Source organism: Pseudarthrobacter sp. lyk4-40-TYG-27, assembly GCF_030209295.1.
Taxonomy (GTDB): domain Bacteria; phylum Actinomycetota; class Actinomycetes; order Actinomycetales; family Micrococcaceae; genus Arthrobacter.
Window position 1 is genome coordinate 178,952 of sequence record NZ_JARVSH010000005.1, and the last position, 18,491, is coordinate 197,442.

An 18,491-nucleotide genomic window follows, 5' to 3' on the forward strand; every position below is an offset into this window, starting at 1 on the left:
ACTCCGGTCAGGGCGCCCGGCGGAGTGCCGCCTTGCCGGCCAGATGCTCACCGATGGGGAGCGCGGCAGTGGCTGCGGGGGACGGGGCATTCAATACGTGGAGCATCCGGTCGGTCCCTGACAGCAGGAAATCGTGGAGGAGCGTGCCATCCCGGCGGACCGCCTGCGCCCTGATGCCTGCCTCGCGGGGCAGCAGGTCGCCTTTGGCCAGGCCAGGCGCGTATTTTCGGCATTCCTGCAGGTAGCTTCCCTTGAACAGGGAGTTCCGGACCTCCCGCACGGCGGTGGCGGCATTGGACCTCGCCACGTGCCACAACCCCGGAAAGCGCAGGTAGCGGGCCACGTCCTTCGGATGGACCGAGAACTTGGCGTACCCCTCCCGGGACAGGCCCAGCACCGCGTTGGGTCCTACGGTGATGCCGCCGTCGATGGTGGGCGTCAGGTGCACGCCCAGGAAGGGCAAGTCCGGGTCGGGCACCGGGTAGATCAAGTGTTTGACGTAGTCCGATTTTGCGGCCGGCAGCTCAAAATACTCGCCCCGGAAGGGAACGATTTGGACGTCGATTTTCATACCCGCCAATTCGGCGAGCCGGTCCGACTGCAGCCCGGCGCAGGCCACCAGGCGGCGGCAGGCGTAGGTGTCCCGGTCGGTCCCAACCTCCACGTGGCCGGCGTGCTCCACAATGGAGGTGACCCGGGCTCCGGTGTAGACGCGTCCGCCGGCGGCCGTGATGAGTTCGGCCAGCTTGCGCGCCACCTCCGGGTAGTCAACGATGCCGGTGCTTGGGATGAACAGGGCCCCCAGCCCAGCAACATTGGGTTCGCGCCGGTTGAGCTCGGCCCCGTCGATCCGCTCGCAGTCCAGGCCGTGGATGGCGGCACGCTCCTCAAGCCGGTCCAGCCGTTCCCGTTCCACCGCCGAGGTTGCCACCAGAAGTTTGCCCGGCTCGGCATACCTGATGCCGTGGTCGCGGCAGAAATCCTTGGTCTGGCGGGCTCCGGCCTTGCAGAATTGGGCCTTGAGGCTGTCCGGGGCGTAGTAGATGCCGGAGTGGATGACGCCGCTGTTGTGCCCCGTCTGGTGCGAAGCCAGCACAGGGGCCGCCTCCAGCAGGACCAATGATGCGTCGGGCTCTTTCCGCAGGAGCTGGTAGGCGGTGGCAAGGCCCACGATTCCGCCACCAATGATGCAGTAGTCCGTCCGTTCCACGGCTCTCCGCCTTTCGTCGTGGCTAGAGTCTAGCTACCCGTCACGCTCCGCTCCGCGGCGCGAACATGATCAGTGCTACGCCCAGCAGGCACACCACGGACCCCGCAATGTCCCACCGGTCTGGACGGAAACCGTCGAACGCCATGCCCCAGGCCAGGGAACCGGCCACGAACACTCCGCCGTACGCCGCCAGGATCCGGCCGAAGTGCGCGTCGGGCTGGAGGGTGGCCACAAAGCCGTAGGCGCCCAGGGCGATCACGCCCAGTCCGGCCCACCACCAGTCCCTGCCCTCGCGGACGGACTGCCAGACCAGCCATGCGCCCCCGATTTCGGCTGCGGCGGCGAGGACGAACAGCACAATCGTCTTGAAGACACTGACGGTTCCTTCAGGAATATCCACGCAGCCATCATGCCAGCCGGGAATTCGGCAGGCTGCCGCGCGGTTGGAGGAAAGTATGGAGCGCATCGGATTTCTTTCCTTCGGCCACTGGGGTCCCGGACAGGGTTCCCGTACCCGGACAGCGGCCGACGCCCTGCTCCAGGGGATTGATCTTGCGGTAGCCGCCGAAGAACTCGGAGTTGACGGCGCATTTTTCCGTGTCCATCACTTCGCCCGCCAGCAGGCCTCCCCGTTCCCACTTCTTTCTGCCATTGCCGCGCGCACCAGCAAGCTGGAAATCGGCACAGGCGTTATTGACATGCGCTACGAGAATCCGCTGTACATGGCGGAGGAAGCGGCTGCGGCAGACCTGATCAGTGGCGGCAGGCTGCAGCTGGGAATCAGCCGCGGCTCACCCGAACCTGCCCGGAACGGCGCTTCGGCTTTCGGATACCGGCCGGAGCCCGGGGAGACCGACGCGGACATGGCCCGGCGCCATACGGCGGCTTTCCGCCAGGCCATCACGGGTGCGGGCGTGGCCCAGGCAGACCCCCGGTACGCCGGCGGTGCCACCGGACTCCTGCCCGTCCAGCCCCAGTCGCCCGGTTTGGCGGACCGGATCTGGTGGGGTGCAGGCAGCCGGAAGACCGCGGTGTGGGCTGCTGAACTCGGCATGAACCTGATGAGCTCCACCCTGCTCACGGAGGACACCGGCGTTCCGTTCCATGAACTCCAGGCTGAACAGATCCAGCTGTTCAGGGAGGCGTGGGCCGCGGCAGGACACACACGCCCTCCACGGGTGTCGGTCAGCCGCAGCGTCCTTCCCATCGTGGATGACGAGGACAGCTACTACTTTGCGGGCAGCGCGCTCCGCGACGGCCGCGACCAGGTGGGCGTGATTGACGGCTTCACCGCAAGGTTCGGCAAGAGCTATGTTGGCGCACCTGACCTCTTGGCGGAGCAGCTGGCGGCAGACACGGCAGTGCAGGCGGCCGATACGCTGCTGCTGACCGTCCCCAACCAGCTGGGCGTGGAGTACAACTCCAAGCTCCTGGGCACCATCGTGGAACACGTTGCGCCGGCCCTGGGATGGCGCCGCCGCTGACGCCGGGGAACTTTCCGTGAGACCTAACCGTTACTCTTGAAGAGCGTGGTGGGGGCTTCGCGCCCCTACTACTGTGTGACTGCGGAACGGTCATATGACGGAGAGAGAGAAATATGGCTCACACCGCCTTAGGCTTGATCGCATGATCCGGCTACGACAGCTGGCCCAAGCGGCTTCTGTGCTGACCACGCCTCTGGCGCCAGAGGACATTCTGTCCCTGTTCAACCCTGTCTACTCGGCCCGGCAGCTTCGGGGCGTCGTGACCCGCGTGGTCCAGGAGACGGCCCAGTCGGCCACGATCTTCTTCCGTCCCGGGCGCGGCTGGAAGGCGCACCTTGCCGGGCAGTGGGCGCGCATCGGCGTCGAACTCGACGGCGTACGCCACTGGCGCTCCTACTCCCTCAGCGCCCCGGCGGGCAAGGACCCCGCCATCACCGTTACCGATGTCGGAGCTGTTTCCGGCACATTGGTGCGCACCACCAAGCCGGGCGACGTCTTGTTCCTTGCCCCGCCGCAGGGTGATTTTGTTCTTCCTGAGCATCCCAGGCCCCTGCTCATGGTCACGGCCGGCAGTGGCATCACCCCGGTGATGTCCATGATCCGCACCCTTGTCCCGCGGCGGCCTGATGCCGACGTCGTCCTGGTCCATTCCGCCCGCACCCCGGGTGACAGCCTCTTCCGCGAGGAACTGGCCGAGTTGGCGGACCAGTTCCCGAATTTCCGGCTGGCGCACTGGTACACGGGCGAACAGGGGCGGATGGACTTCTCCAGCACCCGGGAGCTGGACGAGATCTGTCCCGACTGGAAGGAACGGTCAGCCTACGCCTGCGGCCCGGACAGCTTCCTGGACGACGCCGAAGCGCTGTGGAAGCGGGCAGCCCTGACCACCGGCGCGCCCGGGACCGACGTCGCAGTGGCCGGAGACGCCGGCAACCTGATGATCGAACGCTTCAACACCACCTTCAACGCCGGTGTAGGCCACGACGGCGGCCTGGTCACCTTTGAGGCCTCCGACCGGGAGGTGGAGGCCGACGGCGACACCCCCATCCTGGACATCGGCGAGGACGCCGGGGTCCTGATGCCCAGCGGCTGCCGGATGGGTATCTGCCACAGCTGCCTCACTCCGCTCCTGGCCGGCCAGGTCCGCGACCTCCGCACCGGGGAAGTCCATGGCGAACCCGGCGAACTTATCCAAACGTGTGTCTCGGCAGCCGCCGGACCCGTCAACCTCGAAATCTGAGGAGCACCACGGTATGTCAGTAATCTCACCCGCCAAGGCCACGGCCACGGGAAGCTCAAGAACGCGCCCCGGCAAGCTCGCAGAATCCGGCAGCCCCACGGTCCGGCCCCCGGCGGCAGCGCACCTCAGCGACGAACAAGTGGCGGAGCTCGGCCGTGAGCTCGACGCCATCCGGGACGAAATCCTGGGAAAGCGCGGTGCGGAAGACGCCGCTTACATCCGCCGCATGATCAAGATCCAGCGGGGGCTTGAAATCTCCGGCCGGGCCGCCCTGCTGGTCAGCAAGAACAAAGCAGCCTGGGTTACCGGCACCACGCTCCTGAGCCTGGCCAAGATCCTGGAAAACATGGAGCTCGGCCACAACATCCTGCACGGACAGTGGGACTGGATGCGGGATCCGGATATCCACTCCACCACGTGGGAGTGGGACTTCGTTACCCCGTCGCGCTCCTGGCAGCACACGCACAATGACCTCCACCACCGCTGGACCAACGTGGTGGGCAAGGACAACGACGTCGGATACAACCTCCTCCGGATGGATGAGAACCAGCCGTGGAAGCCCATCAACCTGGCCAACCCGCTGTTCAATGCGATCCTTGCGCCGGTGTTCGAGTGGGGGATCGCCGTCTACGATCTCGAGCTGACCGAATACAAGGAAGGCACCAAGTCCAAGGAGGCCCTGCTCAAGGACCTCAAGGCCCTCGGCCGCAAGGTGATCACCCAGTTCACCAAGGACTACGCTGCCACCCCTGCGCTCGCGATGCTCACCGGCTCCGCCAAGCAGGCCCTGTTCGGCACGATCGCCGCGAACGCCATCCGCAACGTGTGGGCCCACGCCGTCATCTTCTGCGGCCACTTCCCGGAAGGCACCGACACCTTCACCGAAGAAATGGTGGAGGGTGAAACCCGGGGCGACTGGTACGTTCGCCAGATGATCGGCTCCGCCAACATTTCGGGCTCCCGGTTCATGCACCTCATGACCGGCAACCTGTCGCACCAGATCGAGCACCACCTCTTTCCGGACCTGCCCTCCAACCGGTACGCGGAGGTGGCCCCCAGGGTCCGCGAGATCTGCCAGCGCTATGGCCTGAAATACACCACCGGTCCGCTGCTCAAGCAGGTGGGTTCGTCTTGGGCGAAGGTGTTCAAGCTGGCGCTGCCCGGCAAGGCTGCCCGGGCCTAGGAACCACACACACGACGCAAAAAGTGACCCTGCCGGCGAAATCCGGCGGGGTCACTTCCTGCGTTTGGGCCCTAGCGCCGGGCTTCAGGCGCCAGGAGCATGTGGTCCAGTTTCGGCAGGGCGTGCCGGAGCCGGTGCTCGGCGCGGTCCAGGGTCTCTGCCGCCTGCGACAACCCGGTTTCGGCCAGTTCCAGTCGGGCAGACCCCTGCAGCCGGTGGCCGGACCACCGCAGCTGCAGCTGCCGGACCGCGAGGACCCCGGGAGTCCCTCCGAGTGCGGCTTGGGCGAGTTCCACCAGTTCCGGCTCGATGCCGTCCATGAGCCGCCGCCCGATGCTGCGGACCGTTCCCCACAGGAGCACCATGATCGCGGCGGAAATGGCCAATCCCACGATCGGGTCCGCCAAGGGGAAACCAAGCATGACGCCAACGGCGCCGATCACCACGGCCAGCGACGTGAAGCCGTCCGTCCTGGCGTGCACACCGTCCGCCACGAGCGCCGCAGAACCGATCCTGCGGCCCACCCGGATGCGGTAGATTGCCACCGCCTCGTTCCCGGCGAAGCCAATCAGGCCCGCCGCCATGACCCACCCCAGGTTTTGCAGGGGCTGCGGATGGATGAGCCGGTCAACGGACTGCCAACCCGCCACAATAGCGGAAAGGGCCACCACAGCCACGATGAACAGGCCGGCGAGGTCTTCTGCCCGGCCGTACCCGTACGTGTACCGGCGGGTCGCGGCCCTGCGCCCCAGGATGAAGGCGATCCACAGTGGCACTGCGGTCAGGGCGTCGGAGAAGTTGTGGATGGTGTCCGCGAGCAGGGCCACGGAACTGCTGAACAGGACCACCAGGAACTGCAGCAGCGTGGTGGCCAGCAGGACAAACATGCTGATCTTCAGCGCCCGGATGCCCTCCGTGCTGGCCTCCATGGCGTCATCGATGGAATCCGCGGCATCGTGGGTGTGCGGCACGAACAGCTCGAAAAGCCATCCTTTGAAACCGGAATGGTGATGGTGCCCGTGGTCGTGCCCGTGCCCGTGCTGGTGGTCGTGATCGTGCGCATCGTCATCGTGGTGGTGATGGTGGCCCGCGTGGACGTCGTCGTGATGGGTGTGCGCATGCGTTGATTCCTGGTGCGGCCCGGTCATGAGGCGCTCCCTTGTGCGTGGTGGGCGGGTGCGCGGTGGTGCGCCGGTTCGCCGCCGAGTGCGTGTTCGGCCTGGAAAATGGCGTCAGCCACCAATTGCCGGGCGTGTTCGTTCTCCAGCCGGTACAGCACCCGCGTCCCGTCCTGCCGGGTGGATACCATCCTGGCCAGCCGCATTTTGGCCAGGTGCTGGGACACGGCAGCGGGGGATTTGCCTACCGTGTCGGCCAAGGCGCCCACTGCCATTTCGCCGTCGCGAAGGGCAAGGATGATCCGCACCCTCGTGGCGTCAGCCAGCATCGAGAAGACCTCCACGGCCAACTCCACGTACTGGCTGTCCGTCCCCAGCGAGCAAGCATTCTTATCTGCATTCATGCGCATATAGTGTCACAACGCGGACCGGGACGCACTGCACGCCTGTCTGTCGGACGGCCATCGCGGGCGAGCCAGCGCGGCCACCTACAGTAGGAGGGGTACGGGCACGGCGTGACGCCGGCCGCTTCGGCCAGTCTCGAAAGGAATTTACCCCGATGGCTTTCATTACCGTTGGTACGGAGAACAGCACCGACATCGAGCTCTACTACGAGGATCACGGTTCGGGCCAGCCCGTGGTGCTTATCCACGGCTATCCGCTGGACGGATCGTCCTGGGAAAAACAGACTGCCGCGCTCCTTGGCGCGGGCTACCGGGTCATCACCTACGACCGCCGCGGCTTTGGCAAGTCCAGCAAGCCTGCCGACGGCTACGACTACGATACCTTCGCGGCAGACCTCAACACCCTGCTGACCACCTTGAACCTGGACAACGTGGTGCTGGTCGGCTTCTCCATGGGCACCGGCGAGGTGGGCCGCTACCTTGGCACCTATGGCTCGGCGCGGGTGGCCCGCGCCGCATTCCTCGGATCCCTGGAGCCCTACCTGCTCAAGACCGACGACAATCCTGACGGCGTTCCGCAGGACGTTTTTGACGGCCTCAAGGCCGCGGTTACTGCCGACCGGTATGCGTTCTTCACCGAATTCTTCAAGAATTTCTACAACTCGGACACCTTCCTGGGCACTCCGCGCCTCAGCCAGGAAGCCGTCGACGCCAGCTGGAACCTCGCCGCCGGTGCCGGTGCCACCGCGTCCGTTGCCGCCCAGCCCACCTGGCTGACGGACTTCCGGCAGGACGTCCCCAAGATCGATGTTCCCGCCCTGATCGTCCACGGCACTGCCGACAACATCCTGCCCATCGACTCGACCGGGCGGCAGTTCGCCAAGGCGTTGCCCACGGCGGAATACGTCGAGATCGAAGGAGCGCCGCACGGCCTGCTCTGGACGCACGCCGCAGAGGTCAACGAGGCATTGCTCGGGTTCCTTTCCAAGTAAGGAAACCTCGGGGCGGCGGCGGGAGTCCCGTCGTCGCCCTATGCCGCTCCGCTCAGCAGAGGGAGGTGCCGGTGGTGCTGGGCTCCTCTGCCAATGGTGTGGGGCACAACCGCCGTGCCAGCGCTTCAAGTTCCCTGGGGTGGAAAGGCTTGGTGAGGTAGGCGGCGGCCCCGGACGCCATGCCTGCCAGGACGTCATCCCCCTCCGAGCGGGCCGTGAGGAAGAGTAACGGGGCAGAGCTCCTGGCGCGGATGGCACGGGCAACCACGTGCCCGTCCATGTCCGGGAGTCCCAGGTCCAAGGTGACCAGGGCGATGCCTGGGTCGGACGCCGCGGCGATGGCTTCCGACCCGGTGCCAACGGCTTTCACTACGAAGCCCGCACGTGAAAGGACTATTGAAATCAGTCCGCGGATGTCGTCGTTGTCTTCAACGACAAGACAGGTGCGCTGCTGTTCCATCCAAGCCCCCCGGCGAAAAAGTTGGCAACAGTCTATCGCCCCTGTGCCGGGTTTCCGGGGCCCTGGCCCTATCCGTCGTAATGTGTCCGCGCGGGTCCCTGGCCCAGGGAGTGGACCACGGCGGCGGCCACATCGTGAAGCTTGGAATTGCGGGTGCTTGACGCCGTCTTCAGGATGTCGAAGGCGTCCTGCTGGCTGCACCGGTTCTGGGCCATGATGATCCCGACGGCCATGTCAATGACGGTCCGGCTTTCCAGGGTGGCGCGGAGGTTCGCCGCCGTTTCGCTGAAGTGCGCAAAGCGGATCGCCAGCCGCAGGGCCAGCGAGGTCTGGCTGACAAAATCCTCGGCGCATTTCATGATGCGGCCCTCGAAACGGTGCGCACGGCCGGAGTAGAGCAGCAAGGCTGCCTTGGTGTCGCCCTCCAGCCGGAACGGGAGCGCCGCGACGGACCGGATCCCCTCTGCCTGCACAGCTGAGGAGTAGTCGGGCCAGCGGCCATCAGCGTTGAGATCCGGGACGTGGACAGTTTCCTGGGCAGTTGCTGCAGTCATGCCCGGTGTCTCGGTGAACCGGTGCTCAAACCGTCCAATGACCCGTGCCTCAGCGCTGCTGCTGGCTACCGTGGTGCCCTTCCGCTGCCTGAGCAGGGTGACGGCGCACAGCATCTCATCGCCGGGTTCGGAGAGGTTGCGCGCGGAGACCTGCGCCAACTCATTGAGGAAGTCCTCGACGTCGGAGCTGTCCAGGACAATTTCATGCAGGTACTCGGTTATGGATGTATCGGGTTTAGCTGTTGACTCGCTGGCCACTGTTTCTTGGTGCCATTCGCTCAGGTCAAAACGAGCCGGCAACACACAAACGCCCCGCAATGTGGGCGGGGAGTCGGTGATGGTCGCTGGATCGAAGAACTTTCCAACGGCCCGCTGCTAAACCGATAACCAGAGTATATACATCCGCAAGGAAGGCGAAACGTCATGCCCGCTGCGCCGTCACAGCCCGGACGCTGGCGCCATGCAGGGGGTAACCGGCACAATGAAGCGGGAGCCGGCCACCGGATGCGGCGCCAACCCAAAGGCAGCCCGCCGGGGAGGACAGGAACATGACCAGGCTTCTTATCATCGGCCCGCCGGGCTCCGGCAAGGGAACCCAGGCTGAACACCTGGCCAGGCACTTCGGGGTCCCGGCGGTGTCCACAGGGGATATCTTCCGCAGCAACGTCAGCCGGAAGACGGAGCTGGGGAACCAGGCTGCCGAATACCTCGACGGCGGCCATTTCGTTCCCGACCACCTCACCAATGCCCTCGTGAAGGACCGCCTCCTTGATGGCGACGTCAGCCACGGTTTCCTGCTCGATGGTTACCCGCGCACGGCACCGCAGGCAACGGAACTGGACAGTATGCTCGCCGCCCAGGGGCACGGGCTGGACGCTGTCATCGAGTTGCGCGCTCCCGACGCCGAACTGGAAGAGCGCATGCACCGGCGGGCGCAGGAACAAGGCCGCACCGACGACACCATCGACGTCTTCCGACGCAGGTTGGACCTCTACCACCGCCAGACGCATGAAGTAGTCTCGGTGTACGCGGGCCGGGGAATCCTGGTATCCGTCAACGGCAGCGGGGATCCGGGGGAGATTACCGCATTGGCGATTGCCGCCGTCGAACAATTCCTGGCAGCACCGCGACGGCCATCCTGACCGGAGCAAAGCATGGTGGACTCGAACAGAAGGAAACACTGATGAGAATTGCGGTTACAGGCGGAAGCGGAAAACTTGGCCGGCACGTGGTGCGCCGGCTTACCGACGACGGCCACCAGGTCCTCAACCTGGACCGCGCGGGTAGCCGGAGCCCGGGCCTGCTGGTGGTGGACCTGCGCAACTACGGCCAGGTGGTGGATGCGCTCCTGGGCGTGGATGACCGCCACGACGGATTCGACGCCGTGGTGCACCTTGGTGCCATCCCCGCCCCTGGCATCCTTCCGGACGCCGCGACGTTCGAGAACAACATGCTCTCCACCTACAACGTCTTCCAAGCAGCGCGACGGGCCGGCATCAAGAAGTTGGTGTACGCCTCCAGCGAGACCGTGCTCGGCCTGCCGTTCGACGTCGACCCGCCCTACATTCCGGTGGACGAGGAATACCCTCCCCGGCCGGAGAGCACCTATTCCCTGGTGAAGACGCTGGAGGAACGGATGGCCGTGGAACTGACCCGCTGGGACCCGGAGCTGAGCATCACCGGGCTGCGTTTCTCCAACGTCATGGACGAGTCTGACTACGAGCGGTTCCCCTCGTTCGATGAGGACGCAACGCTGCGCAAGTGGAACCTATGGGGCTACATCGACGGCAGGGACGGTGCGCAGGCAGTGGCCCGGGCACTGGAGAACGCAAAGCCCGGCTTTGAAGCCTTCATCATTGCCAACGCAGACACCGTTATGAGCCGCTCGAGCGCCAGCCTGGCCGCGGAGGTCTTCCCCGGCGTCAAGGTCACCAAGGAACTGGGCGAACACGAAACCATGCTCTCCATCGACAAAGCCCGGCGCATGCTTGGCTTCGAACCCGAGCACAGTTGGCGGAACCACGCAGCCGCTCCTGCCGGCACGGCGGGCGGCATCGGGTAGCGCCTGCGTTTTTCCCGCGGCCGCCGCGATTGCCGGGCGCATGATGGAGTGAATGGGCCTTCACCGGGATAGTGTTCAGCCCTAAGCATTTATCACGGCGCAGGGACAAGGCAGCACATTGGTACAGAGATCATCAGGGTCCGGGGTTGCGGAGCACAAGGCCGGCAAGTGGCATACCTTCAACGAGAAGTTCGTCGTGGAGGAGCGCTACGTGGACGTGGCGGACCGGCGCGGGCTGTACCGGGCGTCGGTCATCCTCTCCGTAGTGGGGCTGGCGCTCTTTACCGCCATCCTTGTCAGCGTGGTGCAGTCCACTGGATTGACGGTGGCCGACGAACCCGTGCATGACTGGCTGCTGACCACGCGTTCGGGCACCGTCACCGCCATCATGATTTTCCTGGCGGTGTTCTTTGGACCCATCGCCCTGCCCATCATTGTGCTGGTGGTGATCCTCGTCTGGGGCTTCGCGGCCAAACATGCCTGGCGGCCCATCCTGCTGGCGTCCGCGATGCTGGCGGGGGTGATCGTTTCGCAGATCATCCTCCACATCGTGCAGCGCTCTCGGCCGCCGGTGGACCAGATGTTGTTCGGTGCGGACCAAACGTTCTCGTTCCCATCCGGGCATGTCCTGGGTGCCTGCGACTTCCTGCTGGTGGGCGCGTACCTGATCGTGTCCCGGCGCCGCAGCCGGCGGGCAGCCCTTTTCGGATTTATTGGAGCCGGCATCGGAATTGTCCTGGCAATCGCCAGCCGCCTTTACCTGGGCTACCACTGGCCCACTGACACCTTGGCGTCGTTCTCCCTCTCGCTGATGATCCTCGGCGGAGTCATCGCCCTCGACACCTGGCGGACGGCCAGGATCGAAGGTGAACCGATCACCGGGGAGCTCTCCAAGGCGGAATCGCCGCAGGAGTGAGCCGGCGCGACGAGCCGGTTGGCTTCCTGCCCCGCTAAGGCCTTGACCGCGCCCGTTTCAGCGCCCGGTGCAGTTTCAGGTTTGCTGCCTCCAGCTCCAGGACCTTGGCGACACCGGCGAGGTTCAATCCTTCCTGGAGGAGTTCGCCAATCCGAAGCAGCACGGCGATGTCCTCCTCGCTGTATTGCCGCGTGCCGCCTGCGGTCCGGGCAGGCGTCAGCAAACCTTTCGCCTCGTACAGCCTGATGTTCTGCTGTCCGGTGCCTGCCAGTTCCGCCGCTACCGAGATCGCGTACAGGGCGCGTGGGCCGGGGGAGCGGCCGGGCCGGCCGCCTGCAGGTTCCGTCATGGGTTCTCCCAAAAAATCCGCGCAACAGGGTCTTGCCCGATTTTCCCACTGGTGCTATAAAAAATCTACATTCACCGCCATAGATAAGTAGGTGGTGGGTGGCCGGATATCCGACACCTTGAAGCTGAAGGAGTGGGAAATGATGTTGATGCGTACGGACCCGTTCCGTGAGCTGGACCGGCTCGCGCAGCAGGTTTTGGGAACCGCCGCCCGCCCGGCAGCCATGCCGATGGACGCCTGGCAGGAAGACGGCGAATTCGTGGTGGCGTTCGACCTTCCCGGCGTGGACGTGGACTCCGTGGACCTGAACGTGGAACGGAACGTCCTGACGGTGCGGGCCGAACGCAAGGACCCCACGCAGCCCAACGTGGAACTGGTGGCGTCCGAGCGTCCACGCGGCGTGTTCAGCCGCCAACTGATCCTGGGCGACACCCTGGATACCGACAGGATCAAGGCCGCCTACGACCAAGGCGTGCTCACCCTGCGGATCCCGGTTGCCCAGCAAGCCAAGCCGCGAAAGATCGAGATCCAGACCCAACAAGGCGGCATGCAGCAGATCGACGCCTAGGATCCGTGGCGCTGCGCCGGCGTCCCTGCCTCCGGGCGGGGACGCCGGCAGCCATTGGCGGGCACAGAGGACTTCATCCAAGGAGGCGGAAACCCCATGAGTGAGTGGCGGCGCTACGATTCACCGCTGATTCCTGCATTCCATGAGCGCTTCGAGCAGCGGTGGGGCCCGGGAACTGCGCCGTTTTTGGACCCGGAAGCACATGAGCAGCCCATGCCGCGGGCACAATGGATCAACCCGGCCACCGGTGCTGCCTTGGCAGTGGTCCCCATCTGGACGGCCGATGAGGCGCAGCAACGGTCCTTCGGCGTGTTCTACCTTCCACCTGCCGGCGATATCTGGGTCCTGCGGCCCGGCTACACCGGGTACCTGGAACCGTCCGACGGCGACGCAGAGCATCTGGTGACCCTGCGCAATGACGCCTTCCGCAAGGCAGTGGCGCACGCCAAGGAGTTCCTCTTCGGCTCGCAGTAGCCAACGTGCCGGCCAAGGGAGTTGCTGTTCGTCAGCCTGTCCCTGCTGTGTAATCCTGAGACGTACCCGAACCACTGCAACAAAGGCTGGCCTCCATGCACAAAACCGCCAAGGACCTCGCAGCGCTTATCCCCCCGGGGTTCACGCTTGGCGTCGCCACCGCAGCATTCCAGATTGAAGGGGCGCTGGACGAAGACGGCCGCGGCAAGTCCGGCTGGGAAGTGTTTGCCGCCAAGCCCGGGGCTATCGTGGGGGACCACAGCCCGGCCATAGCCACCGACCACTACCACCGCATGCCGCAGGACGTGGCCCTGCTGAAGCAGCTGGGCGTGGACTCGTACCGCTTCTCGTTCTCCTGGCCCCGCATCCAGCCCGGCGGAACCGGGCCGGTAAACCGTGCGGGCCTGGCGTTCTACGACCGGCTCCTGGATGAACTCCTGGCCAACGGGATCTCACCCATGGCCACCATCTACCACTGGGACACGCCGCTGGAGCTGGACGAGGCGGGCGGCTGGATGAACCGGGACATGGCCTACCGGCTGGGGGAGTACGCGGGCCTCGTAGCCGATGCGTTCGGCGACCGGGTGGCCCGCTGGGTCACCATCAACGAACCGGCAACGGTGAGCGCCAACGGCTACTCGCTGGGAGTGCATTCACCCGGCAAGGAGCTGGCCCTGGGTGCATTCCCCACCGTCCACCACCAGCTGCTCGGCCACGGCCTGGCGGTCCAGGCACTCCGTGCCGCTGGGGTGCCGGGAGAGATCGGCATGACCAACGTCTATTCCCCCATGGTGCCGAACTCCATCAACCCGCTGGACAAGCTCAGCGCCGGCCTGATGGACCTGGGCCAGAACCGGCTGTACGCGGACCCGGTCCTGACCGGCAAGTACCCGGACGTGATCCGGGCGGCCAAGTTCTTCAGCTCCTTCGAGCATCCCGAGGAGGACATGCAGATCATTTCGCAGCCCCTGGATTTCTACGGGTTGAACTATTACATGCCCACCAAGGTCGCCGTGGGGCCCGGCAGCGGCGCGGTGCCGCCGAGCATGGCGGAGGCGATGGGGAGCGACCTCAACGCAGCAGGCGGCGGTGCCACACCGTTCCACGTCGAGGCGTGGCCTGAAGCGGACATCACCGCCTACGGGTGGCCGGTCAAGCCCGAGTACATGGCGGTCGCGCTGAAGGAGATGGCGGAGCGGTACCCCAACCTGCCTCCGGTGATCATTACCGAGGGTGGAGCGAGCTTTGAGGACATCATTGTCCGGGACAAGTCCACCAATACCAGGTTCATTCCCGACGAGCGCCGGCTGAAGTACATTTCCGACCACCTTGAGGCCGCCTTGAAGGCTACGGCCCCAGGCGGCGAAGCGGAATCGGTTGACCTCCGCGGCTACTACGTATGGTCCTTCCTGGACAACTTCGAATGGTCCGCCGGATACAAGCAGCCGTTCGGCCTCCTGCACGTGGATTTCGAGACCCTGGAGCGGACGCCCAAGGCCTCCTACTTCTGGTTCCAGGAGCTCATCGAGGAACGCGACCTCGCCTTGGCCGCGGATGCCGCCATCGCCCAGGCCGTTGTTCCGGAGGCTTTGGACGGCAGTGAAGCGCCCGACGACGGCGCGGCGCTGGGTGCCAGCGCCTAGACCGTGCGGGGCCGGGCCGGTTCGGGGTCAGCCCCGGAGCAGGTCCAGCATGGCCAGTTGCTTGGCGATGCCTGCCCCGTCCGGGGAGTAGATCCACGGAACTTTTGATGAGGTGTGGTCACCGTCTTCGGAGTGGCCGCCGGCGAACACCGATTCGCTGACGGACAGCTGCCGGATGGCGATGGCCGCCACCTTGTCGGCGTTTTCCGCGGCGAACGCCGAATAGATGGCTTCATCGTGCTGGCCGTTGTCACCGATCAGGAGCCACCGCATGTCCGGGAATTCCTGCGCCAGGCGATCCAGGTTCCGCCGCTTGTGTTCCTGGCCGCTCCGGAACCATCGGTCCTGGGTCAAGCCCCAGTCCGTCAGGAGCAGCGCGCCCTTGGGGTACATGTTGCGGGTCAGGAAGCGTCCCAGGGTGGGGGCCGCATTCCAAGGGCCCGTCGACAGGTAAATGACGGGGGCATCGGGATGCTCGATGGTCAGCCGGTCCAGCAGCACCGCCATGCCCGGAGTGGCCATCCGTGCCCGTTCGCTGAGCACGAAGGTGTTCCACAGCGCCAGGAAGGGCCGGGGCAGCGCGGTCACCATGACGGTGTCGTCGATGTCCGAGACGATTCCGAACTTCACCTCCGGTGCGATCACCTGGATCAGCGCCTCGGCCGGTTCGGTTCCCTCAGCGCGCAGGACCGCCGTGTGCCAGCCGGGGGGAAGCTGGACGTCCACTTCGGTGTCGATCAGTCCGCCCCGGTCCGCGGTCATGTGGGTGACGACGTCGCCGATGGTGATCTCGACGTCGGAAAACTGCAGCGGCACGCCAGTGAAGGCACGCCAGCCGCGGATGTTCTGGTTGCCGATTTTCGCTTCCCGCTCCGCCCGGCTTCCCGGCAGCGGCTTCTGCGTGAGCAGCACGCGGCCCAGCACACGTACCCGGGTCGTGGAACCGTACCCCTGGTAGGCGATGGTCTGCGGCACGAAATTCCAGCGCTTCGCCAGCCGGATCCGCAGGCTGTTGACCGCGTCCGAGACCCGGTGGGCCAGCCGGAAGGCCTGGTTCCCGGAGAGGGCGTACTGGGCCAGCACCGCCTGAGTGGGCTTGCGTGCCGTCTTCCGGGCCGGATGCTGGGGAGCCGTGTCCATGCCACCACTCTGCCACAGCGTGGAGTTCGGATCAGCCGGCGCCGAGGATCCCACGCAGTGTTTCGGCGTTTCGCACGGCGTTCCCGCCGCCGTCGTTGTTGAAGTACGCGTAGACGTCCAGGCCGCCGCTGTCCCATTCGCGGATCCGGTCCGCCCACCAGTGCAGGTCGGCCTCCGAGTAGGAGCCGCCGTACAAGTGCTCGTGGTCGGGACCATGCAGGCGGACATAGGTAAATGGCGCGGTGGCGCGCAGGATGCACGGCAGGTTGGCACCGCTCATGATGCAATAGGCCGCCTGGTGCCGCTCCAACAGGGAAAACACCTCCGGGCAGTCCCAGCTGGGGTGCCTGAACTCAATGGCAACCCGGATCCATTCCGGAACCGCTGCCAGGAAGTACTCCAGCCGGGCGTCGTCGCGGCCCAACTGCGGCGGCAGCTGGACCAGGAGCACAGCACGTTTGTCCCCCAGTTCATGCCAGCACCGGGCGATGCGTTCCACCCAGACTTCGGGTGCGTACAGCTTGCGGGCGTGGGTAAGGCCGCGGGGAGCCTTGACGGACATGCTGAAACCGGGTGGCAGCCGCCTGTTCCAGCCGGCGAAGGTGGTGTCGCGGGGCCAGCGGTAGAAGCTGGCATTCAGCTCAACTGTGCTGAACCTGGCGGCATAGCGTTGGAGCCGGTCCCGGACCGGCAGGCCGGGCGGGTACAGGACGTTCTCCCAATGGTCGTAGCTCCAGCCGGAGGTACCGATGTGGACTGCCATTCTTCGATGTTCCTACAGTGTTGTGTGGCAGGGTAATGCCATGGCGCGAATTGAGGATTATGCGGTCGTTGGCGACCTTCACACAGGTGCCCTCATCAGCAAGGAGGGTTCGATCGACTGGCTCTGCCTGCCGCGGTTCGATTCCCCTGCGTGTTTCAACGCCTTGCTGGACTCACCGGACGCCGGGCGCTGGCTGCTGGCTCCGGAAGGCGGTGGTACCTGCACCCGCCGGAGCTACCGCGACGGAAGCCTGATCCTGGATACCGAGTGGGAAACGCCGGACGGAACGGTTCGCGTCACAGACTTCATGCCGCCCCGCGACTCCGTGGCCGACATCGTCCGGATCGTCGAGGGTGTCAGCGGCAGCGTAAAGATGCACGGCGAGTTGGTGCTTCGCTTCGACTATGGGCATATCGTGCCCTGGGTGCGCAAGGACAAGCGCGGCCTGCACGCCATCGCCGGCCCGGACGCCGTCTACCTGGTGACCCCCGCACCCTTGCACGGCGAGAACATGCATACCGTCAGCGACTTCACGGTCAATGCGGGCGAGAAAGTGCCGTTCGTGCTGACGTGGGCTCCCAGCCATGTGGGCCGGCCGGTTTCGGTCGAGGCGGAAAAAGTCCTGCACAGCACGTTCGAGTTCTGGCAGGGCTGGTCCTCGCAATGCACGGTCCAAGGGAAGTACCAGGATGCCGTGGTGCGCTCCCTGGTAACCCTCAAGGCCCTTACCTACGCGCCCACCGGGGGGATCGTCGCCGCTGTCACAACATCGCTGCCGGAACAGCCGGGCGGCCAACGCAACTGGGACTACCGCTATTGCTGGCTGCGGGATGCCACCATGACCCTCCAGGCGCTGCTGGCTGCCGGGTACAAGGCCGAAGCGGCCGCCTGGCGGGACTGGTTGCTCCGTGCTGTGGCAGGAGACCCCGCGGACCTGCAGATCATGTATGGGATCCACGGCGAGCGGCGGCTGCCGGAGATGGAACTGCCCTGGTTGAAGGGCTACGAGAATTCCGCTCCGGTGCGGATCGGAAATGCGGCGGCCGAGCAATTCCAGCTGGACGTATGGGGTGAGGTCCTTGACTGCCTGGCGCTGACCCGGAACTCGCTGCTCAAGCACACGGACGAGGCCTGGGACGTCCAGATTGCCCTCATGGAGCACCTGGAGACCATCTGGGACCAGCCGGACAACGGGCTCTGGGAAATGCGGGGGCCGCGCCGGCACTTTACGCATTCCAAGGTCATGGCATGGGTGGCCGCGGACCGGATGGTGAAGGGAGTGCGGGACTCCGGGCTGCCTGGCCCGGTGGAGCGCTGGGAGGCGTTGCGGGACCGGATCCGGCAGGACATCCTGGCCAACGGCTACGACGCGGAGCGCAACACATTCGTCCAGTCCTATGGCCGGCCTGAGCTGGACGCCAGCCTGCTGTTGATTCCCAGGGTGGGTTTCCTGCCCCCGGACGATCCCAAAGTGGTGGGGACCATCGAGGCCATCCAACGGGAGCTGACCCAGGACGGGTTCGTGCTCCGGTACCGGCCGGAACAAAGCGACGACGGCTTGCCCGGGGATGAGGGCGTCTTCCTGGCCTGCTCATTCTGGTTGGTGGAGGCGCTCCTCGGCGCCGGACGACACGAAGAGTCACGGGAACTGTTCGAACGGTTGCTGGAACTGCGCAATGATGTGGGGCTGTTGAGCGAAGAATGGGCGGTCAAAGCCGGCCGCCAGTTGGGTAACACGCCACAGGCGTTCAGCCACTTCGCCCTTGTGACTAGCGCCCTGGAGCTGCATCAGGATACGGTTCGGCGCAGTGACGCTCCCATTCCGCCGGAAGGGGCGGACTCGCGCTGAGGCGGCGCGGGCCGGGGCCGCAACTTCTCCTTCGCGGGATAGATAAGTATACTTACTAACACCTCATGGAGTGCTCCCCAGC

At 65.5% G+C, this 18,491-nt stretch carries 20 protein-coding genes; 11 read left to right on the plus strand and 9 right to left on the minus strand.

What is annotated here, in order from left to right:
- Positions 1-7 precede the first annotated feature (7 nt).
- Entirely contained in the window at positions 8-1,210 is a 1,203-nt protein-coding gene (gene lhgD, locus QRM96_RS11580; RefSeq protein WP_285319788.1) for an L-2-hydroxyglutarate dehydrogenase, read from the minus strand.
- A gap of 40 nt (positions 1,211-1,250) precedes the next feature.
- Positions 1,251-1,610, minus strand: a complete 360-nt coding sequence (locus QRM96_RS11585) for a YnfA family protein (protein ID WP_018761030.1) — start codon at positions 1,608-1,610, stop codon at positions 1,251-1,253.
- Between the two features lie 55 nt (positions 1,611-1,665).
- Here QRM96_RS11585 and QRM96_RS11590 point away from each other — a divergent pair, with 55 nt between their 5' ends.
- The 3 genes from QRM96_RS11590 to QRM96_RS11600 all read left to right on the plus strand — a co-directional run bounded on the left by QRM96_RS11590 (position 1,666) and on the right by QRM96_RS11600 (position 5,117).
- The gene (locus QRM96_RS11590; protein WP_018761031.1) at positions 1,666-2,694 is read left to right on the plus strand and encodes an LLM class flavin-dependent oxidoreductase; all 1,029 of its coding nucleotides are present in this window, start codon (positions 1,666-1,668) and stop codon (positions 2,692-2,694) included.
- Between the two features lie 142 nt (positions 2,695-2,836).
- Positions 2,837-3,934 (plus strand): ferredoxin reductase, encoded by a 1,098-nt coding sequence (locus QRM96_RS11595; protein ID WP_026264392.1) that lies wholly within the window; start codon positions 2,837-2,839, stop codon positions 3,932-3,934.
- A 13-nt stretch (positions 3,935-3,947) separates the two neighbouring features.
- Entirely contained in the window at positions 3,948-5,117 is a 1,170-nt protein-coding gene (locus QRM96_RS11600) for a fatty acid desaturase family protein (RefSeq protein WP_109045728.1), read from the plus strand.
- Positions 5,118-5,188: 71 nt separating this feature from the next.
- Here QRM96_RS11600 and QRM96_RS11605 read toward each other — a convergent pair whose 3' ends face one another.
- Together QRM96_RS11605 and QRM96_RS11610 are read right to left on the minus strand one after the other, a co-directional pair.
- A complete protein-coding gene (locus tag QRM96_RS11605; RefSeq protein ID WP_285319791.1) occupies positions 5,189-6,265 on the minus strand; it encodes a cation diffusion facilitator family transporter in 1,077 nt (358 codons plus the stop codon).
- Complete coding sequence (locus tag QRM96_RS11610) at positions 6,262-6,639, minus strand: ArsR/SmtB family transcription factor (RefSeq protein WP_081624115.1); 378 nt, start codon at positions 6,637-6,639, stop codon at positions 6,262-6,264. The genes QRM96_RS11605 and QRM96_RS11610 overlap by 4 nt, the downstream gene beginning before the upstream one ends.
- A 155-nt stretch (positions 6,640-6,794) precedes the next feature.
- On the opposite strand from QRM96_RS11610, the gene QRM96_RS11615 reads away from it, so the two are divergent.
- Positions 6,795-7,631, plus strand: coding sequence for an alpha/beta fold hydrolase (locus QRM96_RS11615; protein WP_109045731.1), 837 nt, complete (start codon positions 6,795-6,797; stop codon positions 7,629-7,631).
- Between the two features lie 52 nt (positions 7,632-7,683).
- On the opposite strand, the gene QRM96_RS11620 is transcribed toward QRM96_RS11615, so the two are convergent.
- Positions 7,684-8,091 (minus strand): response regulator transcription factor, encoded by a 408-nt coding sequence (locus QRM96_RS11620; RefSeq protein WP_018761038.1) that lies wholly within the window; start codon positions 8,089-8,091, stop codon positions 7,684-7,686.
- Positions 8,092-8,159: 68 nt separating this feature from the next.
- On the minus strand, positions 8,160-8,903 hold the full coding sequence (locus QRM96_RS11625) for a GAF and ANTAR domain-containing protein (protein WP_018761039.1): 744 nt from the start codon (positions 8,901-8,903) through the stop codon (positions 8,160-8,162).
- A 290-nt stretch (positions 8,904-9,193) separates the two neighbouring features.
- Between QRM96_RS11625 and QRM96_RS11630 the strand changes: the two genes are divergently transcribed.
- The 3 genes from QRM96_RS11630 to QRM96_RS11640 all read left to right on the plus strand — a co-directional run bounded on the left by QRM96_RS11630 (position 9,194) and on the right by QRM96_RS11640 (position 11,623).
- A complete protein-coding gene (locus QRM96_RS11630) occupies positions 9,194-9,787 on the plus strand; it encodes an adenylate kinase (protein ID WP_109045732.1) in 594 nt (197 codons plus the stop codon).
- Between the two features lie 41 nt (positions 9,788-9,828).
- The gene (locus QRM96_RS11635; RefSeq protein WP_285319793.1) at positions 9,829-10,707 is read left to right on the plus strand and encodes an NAD-dependent epimerase/dehydratase family protein; all 879 of its coding nucleotides are present in this window, start codon (positions 9,829-9,831) and stop codon (positions 10,705-10,707) included.
- 118 nt (positions 10,708-10,825) lie between these two features.
- The gene (locus tag QRM96_RS11640) at positions 10,826-11,623 is read left to right on the plus strand and encodes a phosphatase PAP2 family protein (protein ID WP_285319795.1); all 798 of its coding nucleotides are present in this window, start codon (positions 10,826-10,828) and stop codon (positions 11,621-11,623) included.
- A 34-nt stretch (positions 11,624-11,657) separates the two neighbouring features.
- Here the strand turns inward: QRM96_RS11640 and QRM96_RS11645 are convergent, their stop codons facing one another.
- Positions 11,658-11,972, minus strand: a complete 315-nt coding sequence (locus QRM96_RS11645) for a MerR family transcriptional regulator (RefSeq protein ID WP_018761043.1) — start codon at positions 11,970-11,972, stop codon at positions 11,658-11,660.
- A 142-nt stretch (positions 11,973-12,114) separates the two neighbouring features.
- Between QRM96_RS11645 and QRM96_RS11650 the strand changes: the two genes are divergently transcribed.
- The 3 genes from QRM96_RS11650 (at position 12,115) to QRM96_RS11660 (ending at position 14,657) form a co-directional block, all read left to right on the plus strand.
- The gene (locus QRM96_RS11650; protein ID WP_026264393.1) at positions 12,115-12,540 is read left to right on the plus strand and encodes an Hsp20/alpha crystallin family protein; all 426 of its coding nucleotides are present in this window, start codon (positions 12,115-12,117) and stop codon (positions 12,538-12,540) included.
- A 96-nt stretch (positions 12,541-12,636) separates the two neighbouring features.
- A complete protein-coding gene (locus QRM96_RS11655; RefSeq protein ID WP_018761045.1) occupies positions 12,637-13,014 on the plus strand; it encodes a hypothetical protein in 378 nt (125 codons plus the stop codon).
- A gap of 95 nt (positions 13,015-13,109) precedes the next feature.
- Positions 13,110-14,657: a glycoside hydrolase family 1 protein gene (locus QRM96_RS11660; RefSeq protein ID WP_285319796.1), complete on the plus strand. Its 1,548-nt coding sequence runs from the start codon at positions 13,110-13,112 to the stop codon at positions 14,655-14,657.
- Positions 14,658-14,684: 27 nt separating this feature from the next.
- On the opposite strand, the gene QRM96_RS11665 is transcribed toward QRM96_RS11660, so the two are convergent.
- Positions 14,685-15,797, minus strand: coding sequence for an App1 family protein phosphatidate phosphatase (locus QRM96_RS11665; RefSeq protein WP_133831726.1), 1,113 nt, complete (start codon positions 15,795-15,797; stop codon positions 14,685-14,687).
- Between the two features lie 31 nt (positions 15,798-15,828).
- Positions 15,829-16,560 (minus strand): DUF72 domain-containing protein, encoded by a 732-nt coding sequence (locus QRM96_RS11670; RefSeq protein ID WP_285319797.1) that lies wholly within the window; start codon positions 16,558-16,560, stop codon positions 15,829-15,831.
- A gap of 40 nt (positions 16,561-16,600) precedes the next feature.
- Here QRM96_RS11670 and QRM96_RS11675 point away from each other — a divergent pair, with 40 nt between their 5' ends.
- Positions 16,601-18,409, plus strand: coding sequence for a glycoside hydrolase family 15 protein (locus tag QRM96_RS11675; protein ID WP_285319798.1), 1,809 nt, complete (start codon positions 16,601-16,603; stop codon positions 18,407-18,409).
- The last annotated feature ends 82 nt before the right edge of the window (positions 18,410-18,491 follow it).

What these genes read in the sequence shown, in the direction of transcription:
- QRM96_RS11650 (WP_026264393.1), top strand. Translation starts at nt 12,115, where the DNA reads ATGTTGATGCGTACGGACCCGTTCCGTGAGCTGGACCGGCTCGCGCAG.
- QRM96_RS11595 (WP_026264392.1), top strand. Translation starts at nt 2,837, where the DNA reads ATGATCCGGCTACGACAGCTGGCCCAAGCGGCTTCTGTGCTGACCACG.
- QRM96_RS11645 (WP_018761043.1), bottom strand. Translation starts at nt 11,972, where the DNA reads ATGACGGAACCTGCAGGCGGCCGGCCCGGCCGCTCCCCCGGCCCACGC.
- QRM96_RS11615 (WP_109045731.1), top strand. Translation starts at nt 6,795, where the DNA reads ATGGCTTTCATTACCGTTGGTACGGAGAACAGCACCGACATCGAGCTC.
- QRM96_RS11660 (WP_285319796.1), top strand. Translation starts at nt 13,110, where the DNA reads ATGCACAAAACCGCCAAGGACCTCGCAGCGCTTATCCCCCCGGGGTTC.
- QRM96_RS11635 (WP_285319793.1), top strand. Translation starts at nt 9,829, where the DNA reads ATGAGAATTGCGGTTACAGGCGGAAGCGGAAAACTTGGCCGGCACGTG.
- QRM96_RS11620 (WP_018761038.1), bottom strand. Translation starts at nt 8,091, where the DNA reads ATGGAACAGCAGCGCACCTGTCTTGTCGTTGAAGACAACGACGACATC.
- QRM96_RS11610 (WP_081624115.1), bottom strand. Translation starts at nt 6,639, where the DNA reads ATGAATGCAGATAAGAATGCTTGCTCGCTGGGGACGGACAGCCAGTAC.
- QRM96_RS11605 (WP_285319791.1), bottom strand. Translation starts at nt 6,265, where the DNA reads ATGACCGGGCCGCACCAGGAATCAACGCATGCGCACACCCATCACGAC.
- QRM96_RS11675 (WP_285319798.1), top strand. Translation starts at nt 16,601, where the DNA reads ATGGCGCGAATTGAGGATTATGCGGTCGTTGGCGACCTTCACACAGGT.
- QRM96_RS11655 (WP_018761045.1), top strand. Translation starts at nt 12,637, where the DNA reads ATGAGTGAGTGGCGGCGCTACGATTCACCGCTGATTCCTGCATTCCAT.
- QRM96_RS11630 (WP_109045732.1), top strand. Translation starts at nt 9,194, where the DNA reads ATGACCAGGCTTCTTATCATCGGCCCGCCGGGCTCCGGCAAGGGAACC.
- QRM96_RS11600 (WP_109045728.1), top strand. Translation starts at nt 3,948, where the DNA reads ATGTCAGTAATCTCACCCGCCAAGGCCACGGCCACGGGAAGCTCAAGA.
- QRM96_RS11665 (WP_133831726.1), bottom strand. Translation starts at nt 15,797, where the DNA reads ATGGACACGGCTCCCCAGCATCCGGCCCGGAAGACGGCACGCAAGCCC.
- QRM96_RS11670 (WP_285319797.1), bottom strand. Translation starts at nt 16,560, where the DNA reads ATGGCAGTCCACATCGGTACCTCCGGCTGGAGCTACGACCATTGGGAG.
- QRM96_RS11590 (WP_018761031.1), top strand. Translation starts at nt 1,666, where the DNA reads ATGGAGCGCATCGGATTTCTTTCCTTCGGCCACTGGGGTCCCGGACAG.